This is a genomic window from uncultured Gimesia sp., assembly GCF_937919775.1.
GTDB lineage: Bacteria > Planctomycetota > Planctomycetia > Planctomycetales > Planctomycetaceae > Gimesia.
In genome coordinates, this window is the sequence record NZ_CALFPF010000024.1 from 1 (window position 1) to 1,891 (window position 1,891).

Here is a 1,891-nt window from a genome sequence, read left to right on the forward strand (position 1 = left end):
ATCTGAATACATCGAATATTTCCAATCTTCAGGAGCATGGCCTCAAGGTCAGGCATGCAATTCTCGCTGCCGAGATTCCACAATCCTTTAAAGAACAAATTCAAAAAGCTTACGAAAAACTAAGCGAAAACCTGCCCGGAGGCATCGATGTGGCCGTCCGCAGCAGCGCGACGGCAGAAGATTTACCTGACGCGAGCTTTGCGGGACAACAGGAGTCGTATTTGAACGTGCGGGGACAGGCGACTCTGCTGGATACCTGTCGGCGTTGTTTTGCCTCATTGTTTACCGATCGTGCGATTTCCTACCGGACAGAAAAAGGTTTCGACCATTTTGAAATTGCCCTTTCGATTGGCATTCAGCGTATGGTGCGTTCAGATCTGTCGTCTTCGGGGGTCATGTTTACGATTGATACCGAAACAGGATTCAAAGAAGCAATTCTGATTAACGCTGCCTATGGATTGGGTGAAAACATAGTCCAGGGGAGCGTGAATCCGGATGAATATTCTGTTTTCAAGCCGACGCTTAAAACCGGATATGATCCCATTCTGAATAAAACTTTAGGGTCGAAGGAATTCAAACTGGTCTATGATACCGGCGGGGAAAAAATGACCCGAAATGTTCCCGTCGATCCAACAGACCGAAAACAATATGCCATCTCAGATGAAGATATTCTGAAACTGGCACGTTGGGGCTGTCTGATTGAGGATCATTACTCAAAGGTTCAAGGGCGATTCTGCCCGATGGATATTGAATGGGCTAAAGACGGGATCACATCGGAATTATTTATTGTACAGGCTCGTCCGGAAACTGTTCATTCCAATAAACAGACGAACTTAATAAAAACCTATCATTTGAAACAGCGAGGAAAAATTCTCACTTCCGGGCACAGTGTGGGTGAACGAATTGGTCATGGTATCGCACGCGTGATTCAAAATGCGGCGAATCTGAGTGAAGTTCAACCGGGTGATGTGCTGATTACGGATAAGACTGATCCGGATTGGGAACCCATTATGAAAAAGGCAGCCGCGATTGTTACAAATCGAGGAGGTCGCACCTGTCATGCAGCGATTGTCAGTCGTGAACTGGGACTACCGGCGATTGTCGGGGCAGAAGATGCAACGACTACGATTCCTTCAGGATCAATGGTGACCGTTTCCTGTGTTGAAGGGGACACCGGCCATGTTTATGAAGGTCAACTCGATTACGAAGTTGAAGAGGTTGACCTGTCTCAGTTGCCGCGCCCCAAAACCAGTGTCATGATGATTGTAGGAAATCCAAACGAAGCCTTTCGTCTTTCGATGCTCCCCAGCGATGGAGTCGGTCTGGCGCGGATGGAATTCATTATCAATTCGTTCATTCGCATCCATCCGATGGCGCTTTTAGAGTATGACAATCTGCAGGATCCGATATTAAAGAAAGAAATTGATCGACTGACGCCGACGTATAGTAATAAACCGGCATTTTTCGTCGATACTCTGGCTCAGGGAGTGGCGATGATTGCCGCGGCCTTTTATCCGCGCGATGTTATCGTCCGGATGAGCGATTTCAAGACGAATGAATATGCCAACCTGTTGGGTGGAGTACTTTACGAGCCCAAAGAGGAGAATCCCATGATCGGTTTCCGGGGCGCCTCTCGCTATTATCATCCACACTATCGTGATGCCTTCGGTCTGGAACATGATATCGAAATGCGCCACGCCCGCCTTGTAGTGAAGGTTGACTGCCCGCACGTCGGCCTGGGTGTTGAAGCCATAGGTCATGACACGGCGGTCGGTGATCTTGCCGACCAAAGCCTGCACCTCGGGGTGGTCAATGCAGCAGACCGCCAGCCCGTAGAAAGGAATGTTCGAGACGAAATCCAGAAACCCTTTGCGCAGAGTATCGAAGTCGC

Annotated in this window: 2 pseudogenes; one reads left to right on the forward strand and one right to left on the reverse strand. The window is 48.8% G+C overall.

Features of this window, described 5'->3' with window-relative positions:
• Nucleotides 1-1,676 (forward strand): annotated as a pseudogene (ppsA, locus tag Q0294_RS00650) (phosphoenolpyruvate synthase); the annotation flags it as partial.
• Between the two features lie 3 nt (nt 1,677-1,679).
• Here the strand turns inward: ppsA and murC are convergent.
• Nucleotides 1,680-1,891, reverse strand: a pseudogene (gene murC, locus Q0294_RS23350) (UDP-N-acetylmuramate--L-alanine ligase); the annotation flags it as partial.